The 21,114-nt window shown below is 62.6% G+C and carries 21 protein-coding genes and 2 pseudogenes; 16 read left to right on the top strand and 7 right to left on the bottom strand.

Features of this window, described 5'->3' with window-relative positions; genetic code table 11:
* The first annotated feature begins 28 nt into the window (after window positions 1–28).
* From aspA to LD110_RS19070, 9 genes are all read left to right on the top strand, one after another.
* Window positions 29–1,444 (top strand): aspartate ammonia-lyase, encoded by a 1,416-nt coding sequence (gene aspA, locus LD110_RS19110; RefSeq protein ID WP_225501155.1) that lies wholly within the window; start codon window positions 29–31, stop codon window positions 1,442–1,444.
* Between the two features lie 40 nt (window positions 1,445–1,484).
* Window positions 1,485–2,996: an amino acid permease gene (locus LD110_RS19105; protein WP_225501153.1), complete on the top strand. Its 1,512-nt coding sequence runs from the start codon at window positions 1,485–1,487 to the stop codon at window positions 2,994–2,996.
* Window positions 2,997–3,281: 285 nt separating this feature from the next.
* A complete protein-coding gene (locus tag LD110_RS19100) occupies window positions 3,282–4,157 on the top strand; it encodes a fumarylacetoacetate hydrolase family protein (protein ID WP_225501150.1) in 876 nt (291 codons plus the stop codon).
* Between the two features lie 111 nt (window positions 4,158–4,268).
* The gene (locus tag LD110_RS19095) at window positions 4,269–5,582 is read left to right on the top strand and encodes an ATP-binding protein (protein ID WP_225501148.1); all 1,314 of its coding nucleotides are present in this window, start codon (window positions 4,269–4,271) and stop codon (window positions 5,580–5,582) included.
* A 51-nt stretch (window positions 5,583–5,633) separates the two neighbouring features.
* Entirely contained in the window at window positions 5,634–6,278 is a 645-nt protein-coding gene (locus tag LD110_RS19090; RefSeq protein ID WP_225501146.1) for a hypothetical protein, read from the top strand.
* 23 nt (window positions 6,279–6,301) lie between these two features.
* On the top strand, window positions 6,302–6,391 hold the full coding sequence (locus tag LD110_RS23960) for a type II toxin-antitoxin system YoeB family toxin (protein WP_308012460.1): 90 nt from the start codon (window positions 6,302–6,304) through the stop codon (window positions 6,389–6,391).
* A gap of 125 nt (window positions 6,392–6,516) precedes the next feature.
* Window positions 6,517–7,761, top strand: a complete 1,245-nt coding sequence (locus LD110_RS19080; RefSeq protein ID WP_225501144.1) for a low temperature requirement protein A — start codon at window positions 6,517–6,519, stop codon at window positions 7,759–7,761.
* Window positions 7,762–8,082: 321 nt separating this feature from the next.
* Complete coding sequence (locus LD110_RS19075) at window positions 8,083–8,370, top strand: helix-turn-helix transcriptional regulator (RefSeq protein WP_225501142.1); 288 nt, start codon at window positions 8,083–8,085, stop codon at window positions 8,368–8,370.
* A complete protein-coding gene (locus tag LD110_RS19070; protein ID WP_225501140.1) occupies window positions 8,367–9,590 on the top strand; it encodes a type II toxin-antitoxin system HipA family toxin in 1,224 nt (407 codons plus the stop codon). Before LD110_RS19075 ends, LD110_RS19070 begins: the two co-directional genes overlap by 4 nt.
* Window positions 9,591–9,715: 125 nt before the next feature.
* On the opposite strand, the gene LD110_RS19065 is transcribed toward LD110_RS19070, so the two are convergent.
* Together LD110_RS19065 and gluQRS are read right to left on the bottom strand one after the other, a co-directional pair.
* Window positions 9,716–10,750, bottom strand: coding sequence for an NADP-dependent oxidoreductase (locus LD110_RS19065; protein ID WP_225501138.1), 1,035 nt, complete (start codon window positions 10,748–10,750; stop codon window positions 9,716–9,718).
* Window positions 10,747–11,688, bottom strand: coding sequence for a tRNA glutamyl-Q(34) synthetase GluQRS (gluQRS, locus tag LD110_RS19060; RefSeq protein WP_225501136.1), 942 nt, complete (start codon window positions 11,686–11,688; stop codon window positions 10,747–10,749). The genes LD110_RS19065 and gluQRS overlap by 4 nt, the downstream gene beginning before the upstream one ends.
* 521 nt (window positions 11,689–12,209) lie before the next feature.
* On the opposite strand from gluQRS, the gene LD110_RS19055 reads away from it, so the two are divergent.
* Window positions 12,210–12,668 (top strand): Lrp/AsnC family transcriptional regulator, encoded by a 459-nt coding sequence (locus LD110_RS19055; RefSeq protein ID WP_225501187.1) that lies wholly within the window; start codon window positions 12,210–12,212, stop codon window positions 12,666–12,668.
* 76 nt (window positions 12,669–12,744) lie between these two features.
* Here the strand turns inward: LD110_RS19055 and LD110_RS19050 are convergent, their stop codons facing one another.
* On the bottom strand, window positions 12,745–13,200 hold the full coding sequence (locus LD110_RS19050; RefSeq protein WP_225501134.1) for an Lrp/AsnC family transcriptional regulator: 456 nt from the start codon (window positions 13,198–13,200) through the stop codon (window positions 12,745–12,747).
* A 104-nt stretch (window positions 13,201–13,304) separates the two neighbouring features.
* Here LD110_RS19050 and LD110_RS24125 point away from each other — a divergent pair.
* The 5 genes and pseudogenes from LD110_RS24125 to LD110_RS19030 form a co-directional block, all read left to right on the top strand.
* Window positions 13,305–13,625, top strand: a pseudogene (locus LD110_RS24125) (LysE family translocator); the annotation flags it as partial.
* 384 nt (window positions 13,626–14,009) lie between these two features.
* A pseudogene (locus LD110_RS24120) lies at window positions 14,010–14,336 on the top strand (LysE family translocator); the annotation flags it as partial.
* Window positions 14,337–14,543: 207 nt separating this feature from the next.
* Window positions 14,544–14,915, top strand: coding sequence for a hypothetical protein (locus LD110_RS19040; protein WP_225501131.1), 372 nt, complete (start codon window positions 14,544–14,546; stop codon window positions 14,913–14,915).
* 16 nt (window positions 14,916–14,931) lie between these two features.
* A complete protein-coding gene (locus tag LD110_RS19035; protein WP_225501129.1) occupies window positions 14,932–15,585 on the top strand; it encodes a hypothetical protein in 654 nt (217 codons plus the stop codon).
* A 53-nt stretch (window positions 15,586–15,638) separates the two neighbouring features.
* Window positions 15,639–16,259, top strand: coding sequence for a hypothetical protein (locus tag LD110_RS19030; RefSeq protein ID WP_225501127.1), 621 nt, complete (start codon window positions 15,639–15,641; stop codon window positions 16,257–16,259).
* A gap of 317 nt (window positions 16,260–16,576) precedes the next feature.
* On the opposite strand, the gene LD110_RS19025 is transcribed toward LD110_RS19030, so the two are convergent.
* Entirely contained in the window at window positions 16,577–17,539 is a 963-nt protein-coding gene (locus LD110_RS19025; protein ID WP_225501125.1) for a hypothetical protein, read from the bottom strand.
* A 208-nt stretch (window positions 17,540–17,747) separates the two neighbouring features.
* On the opposite strand from LD110_RS19025, the gene LD110_RS19020 reads away from it, so the two are divergent.
* Entirely contained in the window at window positions 17,748–18,221 is a 474-nt protein-coding gene (locus LD110_RS19020) for a DUF4383 domain-containing protein (RefSeq protein WP_225501123.1), read from the top strand.
* A 76-nt stretch (window positions 18,222–18,297) separates the two neighbouring features.
* On the opposite strand, the gene LD110_RS19015 is transcribed toward LD110_RS19020, so the two are convergent.
* The 3 genes from LD110_RS19015 to LD110_RS19005 form a co-directional block, all read right to left on the bottom strand.
* A complete protein-coding gene (locus LD110_RS19015) occupies window positions 18,298–18,798 on the bottom strand; it encodes a DUF456 domain-containing protein (protein ID WP_225501121.1) in 501 nt (166 codons plus the stop codon).
* 202 nt (window positions 18,799–19,000) lie between these two features.
* A complete protein-coding gene (locus tag LD110_RS19010) occupies window positions 19,001–20,194 on the bottom strand; it encodes an NADP-dependent malic enzyme (protein ID WP_225501119.1) in 1,194 nt (397 codons plus the stop codon).
* Between the two features lie 314 nt (window positions 20,195–20,508).
* Complete coding sequence (locus LD110_RS19005) at window positions 20,509–21,114, bottom strand: TetR/AcrR family transcriptional regulator (protein WP_225501118.1); 606 nt, start codon at window positions 21,112–21,114, stop codon at window positions 20,509–20,511.

The following is a 21,114-nucleotide window of genomic DNA, read 5'->3' as shown; positions in this document are numbered from 1 at the left end:
AAAGCAAGCACCAACTCAAAGGACAGCCATGACAGCTGACGATTCCGTGCGCCCTTTTCGCTCGGAGCATGACCTCCTAGGGGACAGGGACGTTCCCGCGGAAGCCTACTGGGGCGTGCATACCCTGCGCGCCATCGAGAACTTTCCCATCACCGGCCATCCCCTGGCTTCCAACCCGGACCTGATCCGTGGCCTGGCAGCCGTGAAGCTCGCCGCAGCCCGCACCAACCGGGAGCTCGGGCTGCTCGACGAGGGGCGTTCTGAGGCGATCGAACAGGCCTGCGCTGATGTAATGGCCGGCAAACTCAACGACCAGTTCCAGGTGGACGTCATCCAGGGCGGTGCCGGGACGTCGTCGAACATGAACGCAAACGAGGTGATCGCCAACCGGGCGTTGGAAATCCTCGGCCACACAAAAGGCGACTATTCCCGCCTGCATCCCAACGACCACGTCAACTTGAGCCAGTCCACCAACGACGTGTACCCGACGGCGGTGAAGCTCGGGACCATCTTCGGAATCAAGCGACTCCTGGATGCCCTCACCGAACTTGAGGACGCGTTTGCCGCCAAGGCCATGGAGTTCCGCACTGTCGTCAAGATGGGCCGCACACAGCTCCAGGACGCAGTCCCCATGACGCTCGGCCAGGAGTTCGGCACCTACGCCGTCACTATCGGCGAAGACCGCCAGCGGCTGGCCGAAGCCGAGCTCCTGATCCACGAGATCAACCTCGGCGCCACGGCAATCGGCACCGGACTCAACGCCCCCGCTGGCTACGCCGAGGCGGCTTGCCGCCACCTGGCCGACATCACCGGCCTTCCCCTGGTCACCGCCGTCGACCTCATCGAGGCGACACAGGACGTCGGCGCGTTTGTGCACCTTTCCGGCGTGCTTAAGCGCGTCGCAACCAAGCTGTCGAAGATCTGCAACGACCTTCGACTTCTCTCCTCCGGCCCACGTGCCGGGCTCGGGGAGATCAACCTGCCGGCCGTCCAGTCCGGCTCGTCAATCATGCCCGGCAAGATCAACCCGGTGATCCCGGAAGTGGTCAGCCAGGTCGCCTACGAAGTGATCGGAAACGACGTCACTATCACCATGGCCGCCGAAGCCGGGCAGCTCCAGCTCAACGCTTTCGAACCAATCATTGTCCACAGCCTCCACAAGAGCATCTCCCACCTGGAAGCCGCCTGCCGCACACTCACGGCGCGCTGTGTCCGGGGCATCACCGCCAACACCGAGCGCCTGCGACTCACCGTGGAACAGTCCATCGGCCTGGTCACGGCCTTGAATCCGCACCTTGGCTACGCCTCCGCCACCGCGATCGCCCAGAAGGCACTCGCCACCGGCCGCGGAGTCGCCGAACTGGTGCTTGAAGACGGGCTTCTCACGGCTAACCAGCTTGAACAGCTGCTCAGCCCGGAACGCCTCGCAAACCTGAGCAAGTAACCCCGCACCAAAGCACCACAGGACACCCCTAAGGATTCCAATGAGCAACCAACCAATTACGGACCATACGGTCCCAGCCCAGGCCCATGCCACGGAGCAACTGCTGCACGCCGAGGACAAGGGCTACCACAAGAACCTCAAGCCCCGTCAGATCCAGATGATCGCGATCGGTGGCGCCATCGGCACGGGCCTCTTCCTCGGCGCCGGCGGCCGCCTCAATGCGGCTGGCCCGTCGCTGGTCTTCGCGTACGCCATTTGCGGTGCGTTCGTGTTCCTGATCCTGCGTGCACTGGGCGAACTCGTCCTGCACCGCCCGTCCTCGGGCTCATTCGTCTCCTACGCCCGTGAGTTCTTCGGCGAAAAGGCCGCTTTCGCCTCGGGCTGGTTCTACTGGATCAACTGGGCCATGACCACCATTGTGGATATCACGGCGGCGGCCATCTACATGAACTTCTTCGGCAGGTACGTGCCCTGGATCGGCGCGGTTCCGCAGTGGGCCTGGGCCCTCATCGCGCTAGTGGTGGTCCTGAGCCTGAATCTGGTCTCGGTGAAGGTCTTCGGCGAAATGGAATTCTGGTTCGCGCTGATCAAGGTCGCTGCCTTGGTGGCCTTCCTTGTCCTGGGCATCTGGTTCGTCATCTTCGGCACCCCCACCGGCGCTCCCACCGGCTTCTCCCTCATTGCGGACAACGGTGGCATCTTCCCGAGCGGCATCATGCCGATGATCCTGCTCATGCAGGGCGTCGTGTTCGCCTACGCTTCCGTTGAACTGGTCGGCACAGCCGCAGGCGAAACCCAGAACCCGGAAAAGATCATGCCGAAGGCCATCAACTCCGTGGTCTTCCGTATCGCCGTGTTCTACGTCGGCTCGGTCATCCTGCTCTCGCTGCTGTTGCCCTTCACTTCGTACCAGAAGGGCGTCAGCCCCTTCGTGACGTTCTTCGGCTCCATTGGTGTAGAGGGCGTGGACACCATCATGAATCTGGTGGTCCTCACCGCTTCCCTGTCCTCGCTGAACGCCGGTCTGTACTCCACCGGCCGCATCCTGCGCTCCATGTCCGTGGCTGGCTCCGCCCCGAAGTTCGCCCAGCGCATGAACAAGGCAGGTGTCCCCTACGGTGGCATCGCCATCACGGCGGGTGTCTCCCTGCTGGGTGTTCCGCTGAACTACCTGGTTCCGGCCGACGCCTTCGAAATCGTGCTGAATGTCGCTTCGGTGGGCATCATCTCCACCTGGGCCACAATTGTCCTCTGCCAGATCCAGCTGAAGCGCTGGGCTGACAAGGGCTGGCTCAAGCGGCCGGCCTTCCGGATGCCGGGCGCACCATTCACCGGCTACTTGACGCTACTGTTCCTTGTGGGCGTGCTGGTGATGGTGTTCATCGATTCGCCGCTCACCCTCCTGGTCACCTTGATCGCGTGCGGCCTGATGGTGGCGGGCTGGTACGCCTGCCGTAAGCGGATCCACGAGATCGCCGAAGCCCGCGACGGCTTCACGGGCCTCTCCCCGGTGATCGCCAACCGTCCACTCCAGGGCGAGGAAATCCGCTAGCCTTTCCAGCGCGCCTTTGACGCGCCCAGCCCCGGCGCAGAGTACGACGGCGGCCCCGGGTTCCGTTACAACGGAACTTTGGTGCCGCCGTCGGGCTTTAAGGCGGGTGCCGCCCTGAACTCTTTGGGCAGCGAGGAGGCGTTTTAGACGGCGACACGCGGGGTCTTGTCCGCGTCTCACGTCAAAGCAGGTCAGGACAGTGCCGCGCCGGGTCACATTTCGACGCCAGACGGCCACCGCGTAGCGTGGCAAGTAGCGTCCGTTGCCTCAAAGGAGAGAGATACCGTGAAGTTCGCCCGCCTGGGAGCCGTTGGACTCGAGCAGCCCGTGGTCATCGCCTCGGACGGCTCCGGGAGTGAGAAGTTGTACAGCCTGGCTGGCCTGACACAGGACATCGACGGCACATTCCTCGCAGCCGACGGCATCACGCGCACGCGTACGGCTCTTGAGGCAGGTGAATTGCCGGAGCTCGAGGCCGAGGGCCAACGGATCGGATCCCCTATCGCCCGGCCTGGAAATGTGGTGGGCATCGGCTTGAACTACTCCGCCCACGCCGCGGAATCCGGAGCGGCCACACCCGAGGTTCCCATCGTGTTCCTGAAGCCGTCCAATACCGTCGCCGGACCCTTCGACGCCGCCGCCATCCCGCCGTCGTCGACCACCTATGACTGGGAAGTGGAGCTCGGGGTGGTGATCGGCCGGACGGCGTCCTATCTGGGCAGCCGCACAGAAGCCGCCGCATGCGTTGCAGGGTACGTGGTGGGCAACGACCTGTCTGAACGGAGCCTCCAGCTGCCGGGAGCCGGCGGGCAGTGGGCCAAGGGCAAAGCGCTGCCCGGATCGACGCCAATTGGTCCGTGGCTGGTTCCAGCCGACGAGCTCGACGCCGGTTCGTTGCGGCTCCGCAGCTGGGTCAACGGCGAGATCCGCCAGGACTCCACCACCTCGGACCTGATCTTCGACGTGCCAACGCTGGTGCACCACGTTAGCCAGTTCATGGTGCTCGAACCGGGGGACGTGATCCTCACGGGCACGCCGGCTGGCGTCGCCTTGAGCGGCCGATTCCCATATTTGCAACCCGGGGATGTCCTGGAGCTGGAGGTCGAGGGTCTCGGAAAGCAGCGGCAGGAGTTCCACCGGGCCGCGCCTGTGGGGGAATAGTCATCGGGGCTTCCCTGCCGTAACGCAACCCAACCGCAACCCCCTCCGCAACCGTGATCGCCTAAGCTCAACATCAGGCTCTCAAAGACGATTGCGGCAAGGAGACAAGCCATGACCAGCTGGCGCATCAGGGATTTCCATTCATCGGACATGGACGGGATCCTGCACCTGTGGGAATCCCTCAAGGCGAACAACGTGGACCCGGTCTATGCGCTGTCCGAGGTGCTCGCCTCGTGCGCCAAGGACCACGCCGTGGTGGCTGTGGTCGGTGAGCAGGTGGTGGGTGCCGCCGTCGGACGTGCCGCCCACGACCAGGGCTGGATCGTTTTCCTTGCGACCCTCCCGGAGTTCCGAGGGCGAGGGATCGGCACGTCGATGCTGGCCGCCGTCGAGAACCGAATGGCACCGCATGGGCTCAACAAACTGTCCGCGCTCATGCCGGAGACCGAAACCCGCGTAGAGGCCTTTCTGGGCCGCGGCTTTGTGGTGAAGAAGAACCTGCGCTACTTCGAACGGACCATCCCGGTGCAGAGGCAGGAGCTCGAGCCGTTGAGCCAGCTGGGCGGACGTATCCTGGCCCGAGACCTTTGGGAAAACGTGGCGGGCATGCGCCGCGAAAAGGAACTGCTGGAGCGACGGCTGGTGCTGCCACTCGCGGAAGCCGATCTTGCTGATGAGTACGGCGTGGTGCCGCCCCGCGCCGTTGTGCTGTTCGGCCCTCCCGGCACCGGGAAGACGACGTTCGCGAAGGCCATCGCCTCGCGGCTCGAGTGGCCGTTTGTCGAGGTGTTCCCGTCCCGCCTTGCCTCAGACCCCAAGGGACTTGCGGGGGCCCTGCGCGAAACCTTCCTGGAGATCTCCGAGCTGGAGCACGCCGTGGTGTTCATCGACGAGGTGGAAGAGATCGCCTCCCAACGCGCCGGCGATCCGCCGTCGCCCTTGCAGGGCGTCACCAATGAACTCCTCAAGATCATCCCGGCGTTCCGTGAACAGCCCGGCCGCCTGCTGGTCTGCGCCACCAACTTCATCCGCGCCCTGGACTCGGCGTTCCTGCGCCACGGCCGCTTCGACTACGTAATCCCCATCGGACTGCCCGACGCCGAAGCGCGCCAGGCCATGTGGGAGCGGTTCATCCCCGCAACAGTGGTGGACGACGTCGACATCGCCTTGCTTGTGGACCGCACCCAGGGCTTCTCTCCGGCAGACATCGAGTTCGCGGCACGCAGCGCCTCCCAGCGTGCGTTGGAGAAGGCCGTCTACAACGGGGGAAGCGGCGTTGGGGCGGGAGTTACGCTGGCGCCCAACCGCCGTCGTGGTCCGGTAACGCAGGACTATCTGGATGCCATCGCCGACACCCGTACCACCGTCAGCGAAGAGGTCCAGGCAGAGTTCCTGGAGGATATCGACGCTCTGGCCCGCGTGTAGGCGGATTACTTCAGTTCAGAACAGGCGAACCAGTTTTGAAGGGCTAGGAACATGAGTCTCTTCCTGACGCTGCTGAGCGGCATCGCGTGGTCGGTGGTCTATGTCGAGTCGATCCGAGTAGGCTTCCGAGACCGTTCGTATGCGATTCCGGCCGCCGCGCTGGCGTTGAACATCGCATGGGAAATCCTCTATACGGGGTATGGTTTCTCCCACGGCACCGACGTCCAGACCGTGGTCAATTTCATTTGGGGACTGGCCGACTTGGTAATTGTTTACACGTTCCTGCGATTTGGCCGTTCCGAATTGCCGGCGTTTATCGGTCGGGGCCTCTTTGCGGGATGGGCCACGCTATTGCTGGTGATGGCCGCATTGGTGCAGTGGTTCTTTGTGGTGCAGTTCGACTGGCATGATGCTGCCCGCTATGCGGCATTCCTCCAGAACCTGCTGATGTCCGGCCTGTTTATCGCCATGCTCGTGGCTCGTCGTGGTCCGCGAGGGCAAAGCCTGGTGATTGCCTTTGCCAAGTGGATCGGTACCCTGGCTCCGACCATCCTCTTCGGGGTAATGGAAGGATCGCCGTTGGTCCTGGTCCTCGGAACGTTATGCACCGTGTTTGACCTCACTTATATTGCGCTGCTGTGGCGCTGGAGGGCAGGAGTACCATCGCTTGAACCCCGCAAGGTTGCGGTGGGTTAGGGGCCTGAGTCCCCGAACGTAGACTGCCCGCGAGATCCTTTGAGATTATCGGCAAACCCGGAGCACTCAAGCACCAACTCTCGGGTGTTTGGTCGCGCCGCATCAACCGATGAGCATAGGCTCGCTTACGTAGCAGAGCACGAGCAACTTACCATTATCGCCGCCAGGAACCATTACTAGGGTGCCCACAAATTGCACCGCTAAACCGGCCGACCTCCGCAGAGGTAACCTGAGGATCATGTCCTCAAATCCCCTTCGGCACTCCCTGGAACGTATGGGTGGGCGGGATCCGCACGAAAGACACCGTACGGCCACACCGCTGGAGCTTTTCTTCGACCTCACTTTCGTTATCGCGTTCAGCGTTGCCGGCAGCCAGTTCGCACATGCCGCCGCCGAGGACCACTTCGGCGCAGGCCTCCTCGGCTTTTCCTTCGCGATGTTCGCCGTGGTGTGGGCGTGGATCAACTTCACCTGGTTTGCCAGCGCTTACGACACCGACGACTGGATCTTCCGCCTCGTCACCATGATCCAGATGGTTGGGGTGCTCATCCTGGCCATGGGGTTGGAGCCGCTGTTCCATTCCCTGGTGGAGGGCCGCCAAGTGGACAACGAGGTGATAATCATTGGGTACGTGGTGATGCGGGTGGCCCTCATTTTCCAGTGGCTCCGGGCAGCTCGGCAGGACCCGGAGAGGCGGCAGGTGGCCTTCACCTACGCCGGATACCTGGCCGTGGTCCAACTCGCTTGGGTGGGCGTAATCTTCGTCAAGACGGACATCGCCACCACATTCCTACTCTCCGGTCCGCTTTTCGTCATGGAAATGGCCATTCCTGTTATTGCCGAGCGCAAGACGAAAACGCCTTGGCATGCGCATCACATCTCGGAACGCTATGGACTGATGGCCATCATTACGTTCGGTGAATGCCTGATCGGCGCGATCGAGACCCTGCGCTCCATCGTGGCCCTCCACGGTTTGAGTTTGGAAACCGCACTAATTGGGCTGGGTGGGACCGGCTTAGCCTTCACCATGTGGTGGGTGTACTTCATCCTCCCCTCCGGGAGGGCTTTGCACCTGCGACGCGATAAATCTTTCATTTTCGGCTACGGACATATGGTGGTCTTCGCCGCGATCGCGGCCACCGGGGCTGGCCTGCACGTCCTGGCCTATTACATCGACCACGAAGCGCACATCAGCGCTGCCGCGGCCGTAGCCACGGTGGCTGTGCCCGTCGCGATCTACAAGGTGGCCCTGACTTATGTGTATGGCTCACTCGTCGGCGTGGACAAGCTCCACCTCACGACAACCGGGTTGGTGGTCCTTGGCTCGGCACTGAGCATCGCCTTGGCCGCAGTAAATGTGCCCGTAACGGTATGCTTGCTGGTCATCATGCTGGGACCCGCTGTCGCCATTGGGATCGACGAAGCTGTAGGCCACCGGCACAGGGCAGCCGCGTTGGAACGCTTGGAAACCAAGTTCGGCTAAGCGCGCGGAACTGCCGAATTCGCCGGAACCTGTCATAACGGCTGAAACTTGCGCTCGTCTCGGAAGCACCGGCATCTCGGCAAGCACCGGCATCTCGGCAATTTCCGGCGTCTCGGCAAGTTTCCGGCATCTCGGCAAGCACCGGCATCTTGGCAAGTTTCCGGCGAATTCGAGGGAAAGAATCCCCGCGAACTTATAGGTACGATCGTTCCGAATTGTTCCTCAAAGGCTTGTCGAGCCGGGTTCTAAAGGTGCAAAATGGCCATATCGGTACGATCGTGCCGATACTTCTGCGCAACTGAGCACTCTTTCGGAGGGCCCATGAACCAACCGAGCACCACCGCCAACGGCACCTTTAGCTCAACGCTTGGCAGCGAAGTCAGAAGCCGCAGAATCAGCCTGGGCCTCAACCAGCTCGACGTGGCGGATCTTGCCGGGGTTTCCGAACGGTTCATCCGTTTTGTGGAACAGGGTAAGCCCACCATCCAGTTGGAGCCGTTGCTCGCGGTTCTCGGAACCCTGGGCCTGGAACTCACCGTACGGCATGCCCAGTCGCCTGCCGAAACGCAGCACGCGGAACCCCAGGCCTACAACCACCCGCTGCCATGACGCACCACCGAATTGCCGACGTCTGGAAGCGCGGAGTGCTGGCTGCCAGGATCGAGCGGCAGGGCGGCGGAACCCGCTTCAGCTACCTGCCCAAATACCTCGACGCCGGATTGCCCGCCGTTGCCACGACGCTTCCGATCACGCCTGAGCCCGTTCTCACGCCGAGCGGCGCCGTGCCCCCGTACTTCACCGGCCTGTTGCCGGAGGGCCGGCGCCTCAACACACTGCGCCGCGCAGTGAAGGCGAGCGCCGACGACGAACTCGCCTTGCTGATGGCGGCCGGCGGGGACGCTGTGGGTGATGTCCAGACACTCCCCCACGGCGAGCCACCCACGGAAGGGGGTGCCGCCGTCGTTATTGACCGTAAGCTGCCGTTGGACTTCGACGCCCTGTTGGGCGACACGGGACTCATTGACCCAGTGGCCTTGGCAGGTGTGCAGGACAAGTTGTCGGCGGGCATGATTTCGCTCCCTGTGGCACAGGCTGGACGCCGCTACATCCTCAAACTGAACGCCCCGGAATTCCCCTTTGTGGTGGAAAACGAGTTCCTGATGTTCCGCTACGCACGTAAGCTTCGGATCCCGGTGAGCCGCGTGGAGTTGGTGCACGACGTGGAGGGCAGGGCCGGGCTGTTGGTGGAACGCTTCGATCGGGTCACAGCCGGTGGTACCCCGCTTCGGCTCGCCGTGGAGGACGGAGCGCAGATCCTGGGCCTGTACCCTGCCGACAAATACAGCATCCCGTACGAGCAGGTATGCCATGCCTTGGCCGAACATTGCGCAGCTCCCCTGCCGGCGCTGCGGAACTTGGCCATCCAGGGAGCTTTTGCATGGCTGGTTGGCAACGGCGACCTGCACGCCAAAAACGTATCGATGGTGGAGGTTCCCAGCACACAGAGGGCCGACGACGAAGGCGGGGCACCAACTGAATACACAGTTGCCCCCGTATACGACATCCCCTCCACAGTGGTCTACGGTGACAAGACGTTGGCCCTTGCTCTCGGCGGGAAGCGGACGGGCATCTCCCGCAAGCATTTCCTCACGTGGGCCGCAGGGCTTGGATTGCCGGCCCGCGCGGCCGATTCGGTGCTGGACATCGCACTGAAGGCATCAGGGCCGCTGGCTGGAGATCTCGACGCCGGTGCCTCGCCTTTTAACGCGGCCCAAACCAGGGACTGGATCAAGGAACTCAAGCATCGGCGCAGGTTGATGGAGGGCTGAGTTCGTGCCGAAGGCTACATAGTCCGGTGCCCTTCCATGGTCACCTTAACCCGGCCCGAACCAGGGACTGGTAGGAACTCAAGCACCGGCGCAGGTTGATGGAGGGCTGAGTTCGTGTTGACAGGCTACATAGTTCGGTGCCCTTCCATGGTCACCACGATCTTCCCCTTGGCGTGGCCAGCTTCCAAGGCGATGAAGGCATCGGCAATCCGCTCCAAGGGGTAGGTGCTGTCAATGACCGGCTTGAGGGAACCCTCGGCCACCAGCTTGGCCAGTTGGCGCAGATCAGCCCCGCTGGGATGCATAAAAAGGTACCGGTAGCGGATACCTGCTGCCCGCGCCTTCCTCCGGATGGACATGCTCATGGTCCAGAAGATAGCCGTCACCCAGGCCGACTCTTCCAAATCCTTGACGGCTGTTTGCGGCTCAGGCACCCCTGCGATGCTCACAACCGAACCGCCGGGTTTGACGATGCCTAGCGTCCGCTCCAGGGTTTCCCCGCCTACCAGGTCGAGGGCGGCATCGAAGCCGCCAAGTCCTGCCGCAAAGTCGCCCGCCGTGTAGTCAACGACGACGTCGGCGCCCAACTGCCGCACGAGATCCTCGCCCTTGGGTGATGCGGTGGTGGTGACATCAGCACCAAAATACTTGGCGAGCTGGATGGCCAGGGTGCCCACGCCCCCGGCACCGGCAGAGATAAACAGCTTGGTTCCGGGCCCCACGTGCAGCTCGTCCCTAAGTGCCTGGAGCGCCGTCAGTCCGGCCAGCGGGAGGCTGGCTGCCTGCGCGTAGTTCAGCGATCGGGGCATCACCGCGGCAAAGTCTTCATGCACCACGGCGTGCTCCGCAAAGGCGCCCAAAAGCGCGGTGTCCACACGGGCGTAAACCCGGTCTCCGACGTCGAACCTCCTGACGTCCGGTCCCAAAGCCTCAACAACCCCGGCCAGCTCAAAGCCGCCAACCACAGGCAGGTCTATCCGGTTGATGAGGCGCAGTCCGCCCTCGCGCAGTTTGTAATCGACCGGGTTGAGGCCCGCGGCCATGACTCGGACGCGCAGTTCGCCCTCGTCCGGAACGGGAATGGGAATTTCCCGGAGCTCCATGGCGTCCGGGCCGCCGTAGCGTGACAGCACAAACGCCTGCATCCGGTGCCTGTTCATCGGGTCCCCTTCCCCTCGATGAGCTTAGCGTGGAGCACCCCATGCCGCGGATCCCAAACCCAAGGCTTCCTGGTCTCCGGAATGTTGCCCAGTGCCGAAGCGTCAAAGACGGCCAGCGCAGCTTCCAGCGGCCCCGGCGGCAATTTAAGCGACGCGAGGATCAGGTCCCGCACCTCGTCAGCGGAAAGTCCGACGGCGGCAAGGTCGTCCAGCGTGACGGCACCGTCGCGCTTGGCCAGCCTCGCGCCGTCGTCGTTTACCACTAGCGGCACGTGGGCGTATTCCGGGGCCAGATACCCGAGGAGGGACGCAAGGTAAGCCTGCCTCGGTGTGGAGGACAGGAGATCGTCTCCGCGGACCACTTGGTCGATTCCCTGCTGGGCATCGTCCACAACCACGGCCAGATTGTAGGCCGCCACGCCGTCATTGCGGCGAAGGACAAAGTCATCCACCACTCCTGTGAAGTGACCGTGGAGGACATCGCTCACGGTCCATTCGTTGGCCTCGGAACGCAGGCGGATTGCCGCGGGGCGAGTCGCCCGGCGGATTTCCCGTTCGGCCGTAGACAAGTCGCGGCAGGTGCCCGGGTAAGCCCCCTGGGGTGCGTGCGGAGCCGTGGGAGCATCCTGGATTTCCCGGCGGGTGCAATAGCACTCATACACCAGGCCAGAGGAGGCAAGATCCTCGATCACGGCGTCGTAGCGGGGCTCGCGTTCGGACTGCCTGACCACTGGCCCTTCCCACGTAACGCCGACGGCGTGGAGGTCCCTCAGCTGTTGGGCTTCAGCTCCCGCCCGGGTGCGGTCCAGGTCCTCGATGCGCAGGAAGAAGCGGCGGCCGCTGGAGCGGGCGAACAGCCAAGCCAACATTGCCGTGCGCAGATTTCCGACATGCAGCGCACCCGAGGGGCTGGGGGCAAAGCGGCCGGCGGAGGTCATGGCACCAGCCTAGACAATCCATGGCGGCCCGGGGCAGGAGCCGCGCGGCCCGGGGCAGGGCGCCCGGGGCGGGAAGCCATGCTGCCCGGGGCAGGGCGCCACCCGCGGTAGAGAAAGCATCGTAAAGAAGCCCCGTACCAGAGAGCACCCCGTACACAACGCACGGCACAAAAAGCACCGAGCAAGACAAGGGCCCCTCAGCCACCGCACGACGTTCGGGGAACCGAACGAACCGGTGACTCAGGGGCCCTTGCGGTCCGGCCCCCTGAGGGGTGGACCAGGAAAAGCAGAATGACCATGGTGTGAACAAGAGTCAATCAGCGGCAGCATCCTTGCGGGACCCTATATCCAGACCTCCGGGTGGTGTACCGGCGGGTCCTTGAGCCATCGGGCATCCATCTGTCTTGGCGCCCTTGTTGCCATGATTTCAGCAGAAGGCCTACAGTTGGCGCAATAGAGACCCCGATCACTGGACAATCTGATCACTCCAAGGGGACTTGTCAGTACAGGAGTTGGACACTTTGCAGGAGCTGGACGCAACTGACCGACGAATCCTTGACGCTTTGGATGACGATCCACGCGTGCCGGTCATGGTGCTTGCGCAGAAACTGGGACTGGCCCGCGGAACGGTCCATGCACGCCTGGAACGGCTGTCGTCGTCGGGAGCCCTTCGTCCCCATAGCAGCCGTGTCCTCCCAGCGGCACTGGGCCGCGGGGTGGCGGCTTCCGTGAGCGCGGAGCTTGACCAAAGTCGGCTGAACGAGGCCATTGCGGCGTTGAAAGACATCCCCGAAGTCCTCGAATGCCACGCCCCTGCCGGCGACACGGACCTCATTATCCGCGTGGTGGCCACCAGCCCCGACGACCTCTACCGCGTCTCGGAAGAAATCCGCCTCTGTCCGGGTATCGTGCGCACATCCACCAGCATGTTCCTGCGTGAGGTCATCCCGTACCGGACCACGGGGCTGCTGCGTTCCTGACCCCTGGGCAGCGGTCTGGCAGCGGTAGGCCCAGACAACCGACGCGTTCCAAGGTGGACCAGGCCGGCGCGACTGACTACACGGGCGGGCCGACGTTCGGCTTGAGGTTCTTCATCACTAGGGTGGATTGCAGACGCTCGACGCCGGGCAGGGCCGCCAGCTGGTCGTCATAGAAGCGTTGATAGCCGGGAAGGTCTGTTGCAATGACGCGCAGCAGGTAGTCGGGCGAACCGAAGAGCCGCTGCGCCTCGACGATGTTTGGCAGGGCGGCAACCCGCTCCTCGAAGTCTGAGACTGTGGGCCGATCCACCGTCCGCAAGGTGACGAAAACGATCGCTTCGAAGCCAAGTCCAAGGGCCGCCGGATCGATGTCTGCACGATAGCCGCGGATGACGCCGCTGGACTCGAGTTCGCGGAGCCTTCTGTGGCACGGAGCGACCGTCAACCCCACCTTGTCCGCGAGGGCCGTAGCAGTCATTCGTCCGTCCTCGCGAAGATGACGCAAAATACTTCTATCAATCCCATCAATCACACGATTATCTTACCCAGTTACTCCTAATTCGAGCGAAAAAGGCGAACACTTCTCGGCCGATTTTTCCTAGAGTTTTCTCACCAGCAGAAACCACGGGAGCCATCATGAATCCGCAGCTTTTCCTCGCCTTTGTCGTTGTTGCAGTGGCCCTTGTGTGTACACCAGGGATGGACTGGGCGTACTCCATCGCCGCCGGACTGCGCCAGCGGAGCTTTGTCCCCGCCATCGCGGGACTGTGCGGAGGGTACGTGCTCCACACAACGCTGATGGTGGCAGGGCTGGCCGCCGTTCTCGCCGGGGTGCCTGGCTTGCTTGGCTGGCTGACTATTGCCGGCGCGGCCTACCTCATCTGGCTGGGGATTCTGACGATGCGCTCGTGGCGCGACGCCAGCTTCACAGTGCCCGACGGCGGCATGGCGGCTTCGGGCGGCGCGGCCACCGGCTCTCCGGCAGGCTTGGGCTCTCCGGTAGGTTTGGGTTCTGCGGTAGGTTTGGGTTCTGCGGTAGGTTTGGGTTCTGCGGTAGGTTTGGGTTCTGCGGCAGGCTTGGGTTCTGCGGCAGGCTTGGGCTCTCCGGCAGGCTTGGGCTCTCCGGCAGGCTCGGGCTCTTCGGCAGGCTTGGGCTCTCCGGTGGGTTTGGGCTCTCCGGTGGGTTTGGGCTCTCCGGTGGGTTTGAGTTCTGCGGCTGGCTTGGGCTCTCCGGTGGGTTTGAGTTCTGCGGCTGGCTTGGGCTCTCCGGTGGATATGGGTTCTGCGGTGGGATTGGGGTCAGATGCCCCCTCTTCGCCTACTGGCAACATGGCAGGCAGCAGCCAGTTCCGCACCTTCTTACAGGGCATGGGAACCAGTGGCATCAACCCGAAGGCGCTGCTGTTCTTCGTGGCCCTTGTCCCACAGTTCGTCAGTTCCGACGCTCCCCTGCCTATCCCGGTGCAGTCGGGTGTGTTGGGCCTAACCTTTGTGATCCTCACAGCGACGGTGTACACCGCTGTGGCCTTGGGATCACGAAGACTGCTTTCATCCCGACCTTCCGCGGCTCGGGGAGTGACGCTGGCCAGCGGACTGGTCATGCTATTGCTCGGCGGGGTGCTGCTCGTTGAGCAATTGCTGCCCTTCATCGTGTCGGCCACCACCTAGGCCGCCTGCCAGCAGCACCTAGAAAGCCCGGCAACTCCACCTAGATTTCTCGCATCACCACCTATCTTTGAGACGCTAGCCACTGAGAAATCGATTTCTTCCACCTAGATGAGGGTCCCTTGGCATCCGGGCGGTTGATCGCGCGGTTATTTTTCGGGTGTACGAGGGGGCTGTGGACCCCTGCCACGAAAAGGTAAGGAGCGAACCATGTCGGCTGCTAATCCAGCAATGAATTCGGGGCTGTCCGGTTGTCAAGTACTGGGCGACGGTGGATCCAGGGCGACTGTACTGCGCGGCAGAAGAGTCAGGACCGTCGTTGCAGCAATGGCAGTGGCTGGAGGTATCGCGTTTTCGACTGCGGTGCCGTCTGCGGCAGCGCTTGATGCCATGACCAACAACTGGTCGAACTGGTGGACGGCACACGCGGAGATCTGGATCTACAACAAGGGCATGTGGCTGCAATCTCAGGCCCGACTTGGCGACAAATGGAGCTTTGGCGAAATCCGAAATGACTATTCGCGAGCCCGGGTTGACGACTTCAATTGGACGCACAATGCCTTCCAGGTCCGCTTTCGCTAGATAGCGCTGTCCGAGGATGGCTTTTAGGGATCATCTCAATTGCATTCTGGCGATCGGAATGCTTGCTTTCGTCACACCCACGATTGCCGCGTGCTCAGATAACACAAATGGCCCCGAGAGGGTCTACATCGCCAACAATTTTGGCGAGCTCATTGAGGAATCTTTGTCGGGTCCGTTTCTCCAGGAATTCGACCGCGGCGTTCTGGAGCGGGCAAAAGTTGCGGGAAGGATTGAGCAGGCAGACTATGACGAGGCGTACAGCCGCTTCGAACAATGCATGCGTGCCGTCGACGAACCTGTGACGCTCAAGAAGCTCAGCAATGGACTGTATAAAGTGGAGACCACTCCCTTGTCGCCTGGTGAAAGCCTTGACTCCGCCATGGACAAAGTCACCGAGTGTTCCAAGGGAACCACCTTCCACATTGCAGGCTTGTACGGAATTCAACAAGGAAACCCCAAGCTCTTGGCAAATCCTGACCAAGTGGCCTACGAATGCCTCGAGGCCAAGGGACTCGTCAGCTCTGATTTCTCCCTTGAGGAATTCACCGAAGCAATGACGAAACCCGGCAACCCTGGACAATCGACACAAGACAGGGTTCCTTTCGACCTCTATGAAGATGAAGCACAAGCCTGCTTAGTGGGGGCAAACATGTCGTATTCGAAGGGCTAGGTGTGGCGGGGCAAAACATTTGGCGTCCCTTTGGACATGTTGGGACGGCAAGCGTGATCGCATCCGCTCTCTTTGCCGTGGCCGCCTGCTCAACAGGCGGCTACGACAATCTGGAACGGAAATACATTGCCAAGAATTTCCGTGAGCTCATTGAGCGCGACCTGGAAAGTCCATTTCTACAGGAATTCGATCGCAGCGTCCTGGAACGAGCCAAAGAGACGGGACGGATTGAGCAGAGCGATTACGACGAGGCCCACTCCCGCTTCGAACAATGCATGCGCACGTCGGGAGAACCCGTGACGCTTAAGAAGTTCGGCAATGGTCTTTATCGAGTGGATACGACTCCTCTGTCTCCCGATGAAAGTCTCGAGGCAGCGGGCAACGTATACATCGAGTGTGCCAAGGGGACCATTTTCCACATCGCGAACCTCTACGGCATACAGCAGGCAAACCCAAAGCTCCTAGCCAACCCAGACCAAATCGCTTATGAGTGCCTCGAAGCCAAGGGACTCGTCACCCCCGATTTCTCCCTTGAGGAATTCACGAAGGCAATGACAGAGCCCGGCAGCCCTGGACAATCAACCCAGGACAGGGTTCCTTTCGACCTCTACGAAGACGAAGCCCAGGCCTGTCTGGTAGGGGCAAACATGAATTACGGTAAAGCCTCTTCATGAGCCCTCGGTACTTTCGGCCTCCCGTTCGCGCTCAATGCCTGGGGACTCGGGCAAACCATGATTATGGCTGGCGTCGTGACGATCGCCGGGTCCTTCCTCTGCCTATTCATGGCAGAGGAGACACGGGATGTCCCTGGCCCAGGCTGACGGCTAAACTCAATCCGCCCCTGAGCCGGTACGTGAGAGCGTCTGATCTTTCCTACGGACCCTTTTGCGGCGGATAAAGTAAGGCCGGTGCGGCAATACCATCGCCGCACCGGCCTTGCCGCCTGGTGGCCGCCCTTTGTGGCCCGTGGCCCCAAAGGGCGCCACAGAGGCTAGTCCTTCCCTTTGCCACCCAAGTCCTTGAAGTCGCTATCCCACAATCGGTGCATCTCCACATGCTTGTCGACCTTGGACTCCACCTCCACCGGGCGACGCGGAAGCAGGGCCCGGCGTCCGACGTCGAGCGCCAACAGCGCGCGGTCAGTTAACGCGTCATTCCGCAACGCCAAACTGGTCTTCCGCCGTCGCAGGACCTCACGCAATACATCAAAAGCCGAGCCGTACATCTCCAGGGCCCGTAGCGAGCGCGCCCGGATAAGCAGCAGGGCTGCGGACAGATCGTTAGCGTTCAGCAGCCCCTCGGTCCAGTTGATGACATCACGGTGGCGGCCCAGCGCCGCCGCTGCGGTGCACCTCGCCAAGGCGGTGGGCAACGACGGCGGCAGGGACTCGAGCGCTTCCAGCGCCGCTTTCGTCTGGCCCGTCTCCCGCAGGCAGTGCGACAGGGCCAGGAAAACCGACTCCTCGCTGAAAAGGACTGGCACCTCGATGCGTTCCGCCACTTCCACCCGGGTGACCACCGTGGTGAGGTACGTCGCGGAAAACTGGCTGGCGTCGTCGTCGATCCGGGTCTGCAGCCCCCGCCGCAGCAACTCCGCCGCCCTCAGGTAACTGCCCTGCCGGTACGCAAGAAGCCCCGCCATCACTGTGCAGAGTCCCGCCCAGCCGGGATAGGCGCGTGCGAGTGCGATGAGCCTGTCCGGGGCTGTCCCCTTGAAGATCGCATCATGGACGGCTTTGGCTGGCTTGCCGGACAGGCGCTTGAGCCGGGGCACATCGCCGACCACGGAGATGCGGTCCAGCTCGCGGCCACCCAGGGCACTATAGATCGCGCCGCCGAGTCCCTCCGCCAAGCCACGTACCTGCGTACGGACATGCGGGTCCCGGAAAGGTGTGAAGTCCCTGCTGTCGTGATAGGGAGGTGGGGGCTCCCACGGGTCCTGGGCATGGTCCATGGACCCATGCTAGCGGGGTACGCTGGGCGCTTTTCTGCCCGGTTTGCGCCCCTAAATGCCCCAATGACCGGGCTAAACAGGGCCCGGACTCCCCTTAGCTAAGGAGGCCAACAGTAGTAAAATGTGGGCGTCGGCAGGGTTCCGACAACTCCTTGCCGCGCCGGCCCTTCATCAGAAGGACCGGTTGAAAACGGGTATGGGAGGAAACATGAGCACCGCATCGCACCCCGCCCAGCACCACCACGTGATGGGACTGTCGCTGCACAACACCGCATTGGGTGCTGGCATCGTATTTCTGGCTGTTGGTGTCCTCGGATTCATTCCGGGTATCACCACCAATTACGGCGCTATGACTTTTGCTGGTCATGAGTCGGGCGCCATGTTGCTTGGAGTCTTCCAAGTGTCCATCCTGCACAACATCGTCCACCTGCTGTTCGGCGTAGTGGGCGTTGCCATGGCCAGGACCAATCAAATGGCCCGCTGGTTCCTGCTGGGCGGCGGCATTGTCTACCTGGTCCTGTGGCTCTACGGCCTGTTCATCGATCAGATGAGCGGTACAAACTTTGTTCCGTTCAACACCGCAGACAACTGGCTGCACTTCGTGCTAGGCGTCGCGATGGTTGCCCTTGGCGTCTGGCTTGGCCGTGACGTCCGAGAGGACATGAAGAGCCGCACCATGTAACCAGACAGGGGTTCGTCCCCCGATAAGACGCAGATCAGGGCAGTCCGTACGACGTGGGCTGTCCTGATTTGCGTTATCACGTGATCGCGCTGATCCACACACCAATCAGCCATGTGCTGGCCGCAAGGCAGGCCAGGCCGAATTCGACCAAAATCCCCAGCCCGGTCGCCTTAAGCGCGGCGACACTGGAACGGACGGCCGTGCCGGCGTCGCGCGTCCTCAGCACTTCGCTGGCAAAAAGCCCGACGACGAAACCGACTACCAGCCCCACCACCGGGATGATGAACATCCCCACGATGCCCAACACCGCCCCTGCCACCACCGAGCGGCCCGGCACACGGTGCTGCTTGAGGCGCCGGCCGGTCAACATCGCACTCGCGGCCGTCCCCGCGAGCAAGAATGCAAGGCCGATGCCGAACACCACCCAGCCCGCCGCTCCACCACCACCCCACAGGGCCCACGCGAGCAGGCTGATACCGATCAGGATCGATCCGGGCAACACCGGGATGATGGTCCCTGCGATCCCCACCAGAATGGCCAGGCCGCACAGGATGGTCACCAAAATCTCGGCATTCATGGGGCCCAGTCTATGAGGGCGGTGACACGTCGGAATCAGGGTGAGCCGCAACCCCGCTTCCGCCTCGGCGTTGCGGACCTTAATTGGAAACGACGGCGACGCTCCCCAGCACGGGAACGTCGCCGTCGTCGTCGTGGGCCGGTTCAGGGAACCGGCGGCCGGCAGCCACCGCTTGGCCGACGCCTGCAGGCCGTGCCTCGGCCTATTCGGAGACAGCGGCTGCGACGGCAGCCGTCACAGCCGGCGCAACACGCGGGTCGAGCGGGCTGGGCACGATGTAGTTGGCGGAGAGGTCCTCCTCCGCCAGTTCGGCAATGGCGCGGGCCGCCGCCAGCTTCATGGCCGGGGTGATGCGGCGGGCACCGGCGTCCAGTGCGCCACGGAAGATGCCCGGGAATGCAAGGACGTTGTTGATCTGGTTGGGGAAGTCGCTGCGGCCAGTGGCGACGACGGCAGCGTACTTGGCGGCAACGTCCGGGAGGACCTCCGGGTCCGGGTTGGACAGTGCGAACACGATGGAGCTGTGGTTCATCAAGGCCAAGTGTTCTTCGGCCAGCTTGGACGAGGAAACGCCGATAAACACATCCGCCCCGAGCAGTGCCTCGGCAGGTCCGCCGCTGACGCCGCGGGGGTTGGTGCGCCAGGCGAATCGTGCCTTGATGCTGGACGGGTCCGCTGCGAGGTCGGCGCGCTCAGCATTGAGCACACCCTTGGAGTCCAGGAGGACGACGTCGGTGACGCCTGCGGTCAGCAGGATTTCGGACACGGCAATGCCGGCTGCGCCCGCACCGGAGACAACCACTTTAAGCTCGGACAGCTCGCGGCCGGTCACCTTGGCGGCGTTGGTCAGGGCAGCGAGGGCGACGACGGCGGTGCCGTGCTGGTCATCGTGCATCACCGGGCAGTCGAGGGCCTCGATGAGGCGCTCTTCAAGCTCGAAACAACGCGGAGCGGAGATGTCCTCAAGGTTGACTGCCCCAAAGCTCGGCCGGAGACGGACCAGGGTTTCGATGATCTCGTCGACGTCGGTGGTGTCCAGTACCAGCGGGATCGAGTCCAGGTCGCCGAAGGCCTTGAACAATGCGGACTTGCCTTCCATCACCGGAAGGGAAGCGCTGGCTCCAATGTTGCCGAGGCCAAGGACGGCGGTACCGTCACTAACGACGGCAACCAGGCGCTGAGCCCAGGTGTGGGTGCGGGCGAGCTCCGGCTTAGCGTGAATCGCGCGGCTCACTTCGGCAACACCGGGCGTGTACGCGATGGACAGGTCGCGCTTGTCTGCCAGCGGAACAGTGCTGGAAATGGAGAGCTTGCCGCCCTCGTGCGCTGCGAAGATCTCTTCTTCAGTCAGCTTCGCGGCGGACTCGAGCTCATCAGTGATCGTCTCAATGGACACGTCGTTGTCTCCTCATAGGCTAGCCGTGAACCCACGGCACAATTCGGGGCGGTCGCGGAGCCTCGCAAGGGATCAAGGGTGGCTGACCCCGCCTGCTTCGCTCCCGCAATTTTGGGCTGCTAGCCGCTGCGGTTCTGCAATCGTAAGAGGTTCGACGACGGCGGTCCGGCCGTTTTGCGGGGCCTTGACAGGTCCGTCGAGCGACAAATCGTTTTAGCGTCAGAATCAGTGATGGATGTCACTTAGAAAGTATTATTTATTCGAGAATTGGCCTAGACCTGTTACGAGGCGGCTACACAAACCGAGGTGACCGTCTAAGGCCGGGCCAGCAGGTTGCAGGCCTTTTTCAGGTCTTCCTCAGCTTCGAAGAGCGAAAGGCGACGCGACCGGACTGAGTGGACCAGACCACTGATGACATGCAGGATAATCCGGGCGCTGGAGGCCCGGCCGGCTGCGCTGGCCACCACCTTTTCTGCCAGGGCGTCAATCTCGCGGAGTATTACGGTGGTGTCCTCTTCCCTGCCATAGGGCGTGCGAACAAGGGCCTGCTCCACAGCCGGCTGCATCACGCGCATGTGGAAGATCTCCATGGCCACGCCGGAGAGTGCATGCGTTCGCGACCAAGCCGGGGATTCAGTGATCTCGGTCAGCAGTTCCTGAAGCTGCTCCCGGTGGAGGGCGAGCATAAGGTGGGTGGTAGAGGGAAAGTACCGGTACAACGTGCCCAGGGGAATATCGGCCCGCGCGGCAACGTCGGCCAAGCTCAGGGTATCCAGGTGCCGCTGGGCAAAGCCGGCCGCTGTCTTAAGGATCCGCGCGTAGCGGAGTTTTTGGCGAGGTGTGGTGGGGGCGGCTGCCATCTGGGGCAGCCCCGCAACAAGGTCCAGCGAATACGGTTCCAGGGGGTTTGCTTGCGGCAT

It is taken from the genome of Arthrobacter sp. M4, assembly GCF_020251205.1.
Classification (GTDB): Bacteria; Actinomycetota; Actinomycetes; order Actinomycetales; family Micrococcaceae; genus Arthrobacter.
Note: the sequence above shows the minus strand (reverse complement) of the source record. Positions and strands in the feature narration are given on the sequence as shown.

Excerpts from the sequence above, each read along its gene's own strand:
- aspA (WP_225501155.1), top strand. The coding sequence starts at position 29 with ATGACAGCTGACGATTCCGTGCGCCCTTTTCGCTCGGAGCATGACCTC.
- LD110_RS19105 (WP_225501153.1), top strand. The coding sequence starts at position 1,485 with ATGAGCAACCAACCAATTACGGACCATACGGTCCCAGCCCAGGCCCAT.
- LD110_RS19095 (WP_225501148.1), top strand. The coding sequence starts at position 4,269 with ATGACCAGCTGGCGCATCAGGGATTTCCATTCATCGGACATGGACGGG.
- LD110_RS19090 (WP_225501146.1), top strand. The coding sequence starts at position 5,634 with ATGAGTCTCTTCCTGACGCTGCTGAGCGGCATCGCGTGGTCGGTGGTC.
- LD110_RS19080 (WP_225501144.1), top strand. The coding sequence starts at position 6,517 with ATGTCCTCAAATCCCCTTCGGCACTCCCTGGAACGTATGGGTGGGCGG.
- LD110_RS19075 (WP_225501142.1), top strand. The coding sequence starts at position 8,083 with ATGAACCAACCGAGCACCACCGCCAACGGCACCTTTAGCTCAACGCTT.
- LD110_RS19070 (WP_225501140.1), top strand. The coding sequence starts at position 8,367 with ATGACGCACCACCGAATTGCCGACGTCTGGAAGCGCGGAGTGCTGGCT.
- LD110_RS19065 (WP_225501138.1), bottom strand. The coding sequence starts at position 10,750 with ATGAACAGGCACCGGATGCAGGCGTTTGTGCTGTCACGCTACGGCGGC.
- gluQRS (WP_225501136.1), bottom strand. The coding sequence starts at position 11,688 with ATGACCTCCGCCGGCCGCTTTGCCCCCAGCCCCTCGGGTGCGCTGCAT.
- LD110_RS19040 (WP_225501131.1), top strand. The coding sequence starts at position 14,544 with ATGTCGGCTGCTAATCCAGCAATGAATTCGGGGCTGTCCGGTTGTCAA.
- LD110_RS19035 (WP_225501129.1), top strand. The coding sequence starts at position 14,932 with ATGGCTTTTAGGGATCATCTCAATTGCATTCTGGCGATCGGAATGCTT.
- LD110_RS19025 (WP_225501125.1), bottom strand. The coding sequence starts at position 17,539 with ATGGACCATGCCCAGGACCCGTGGGAGCCCCCACCTCCCTATCACGAC.
- LD110_RS19020 (WP_225501123.1), top strand. The coding sequence starts at position 17,748 with ATGAGCACCGCATCGCACCCCGCCCAGCACCACCACGTGATGGGACTG.
- LD110_RS19015 (WP_225501121.1), bottom strand. The coding sequence starts at position 18,798 with ATGAATGCCGAGATTTTGGTGACCATCCTGTGCGGCCTGGCCATTCTG.
- LD110_RS19005 (WP_225501118.1), bottom strand. The coding sequence starts at position 21,114 with ATGCCGCAAGCAAACCCCCTGGAACCGTATTCGCTGGACCTTGTTGCG.